Below are 663 nucleotides of genomic sequence, written 5' to 3' on the forward strand. Positions count from 1 at the left end.
GATAAAACTGATGCAAAACTCATTGCACGTTTCTGCCAAGCGATGCAACCACCACTATTTACGCCACTTCCAGCCAATATTCGTCAGTTACAAGCATTAGTTCGTCGTCTAGAATCACTGAAAGATATTCAACAACAAGAGAGAAATAGACTCGATGTTTCTTTGCCTGTTGTTGCACCATCTATTCACACTATTTTGACGACGATAGAAGCAGAAATTAAACTCATTACGCGTGCAATTCAATCGCATATTAATGACGATCCGGATCTGCGCCAGCAAAGTGACTTATTAAATTCAATTCCTGGTTTAGGTAAAATTACGACGGCATTGCTATTGGCGGAAATACCTTTTGATCGACACGAGGGGGCGAAGTCTGTCGTCGCCTTCGCTGGCTTGAATCCTAAACCACATGAATCAGGGTCTTCAGTTCGAGGTAAAGGGCGTATATCTAAAACGGGATCGTCGCGCCTACGAGCTGGTCTTTATATGCCCGCTATTGTCGCTTTACAGCACAACCCAAGTATTCGTCATTTCTATCAACGACTACTCGTCGCTGGAAAACCAAAGATGATCGCTATCATTGCCTGCATGAGGAAACTTCTTTCTTTGGCCTTCGCTATTTTAAAATCCAAGATCCCATTTAATCCAGAATTCGCTTGACGG

Annotated in this window: 1 protein-coding gene; it reads left to right on the forward strand. The window is 43.1% G+C overall.

Features of this window, described 5'->3' with window-relative positions; translation table 11 throughout:
• The coding region (locus tag H8K52_RS20625) for an IS110 family RNA-guided transposase (protein ID WP_186924792.1) at window positions 1–660 on the forward strand (660 nt) is incomplete at its 5' end.
• Window positions 661–663 lie beyond the last annotated feature (3 nt).

Origin of the sequence: Affinundibacterium seohonense (genome assembly GCF_014284305.1) — a bacterium.
In the GTDB taxonomy this organism is placed as follows: Bacteria; Pseudomonadota; Gammaproteobacteria; order Burkholderiales; family Burkholderiaceae_D; genus Undibacterium; species Undibacterium seohonense.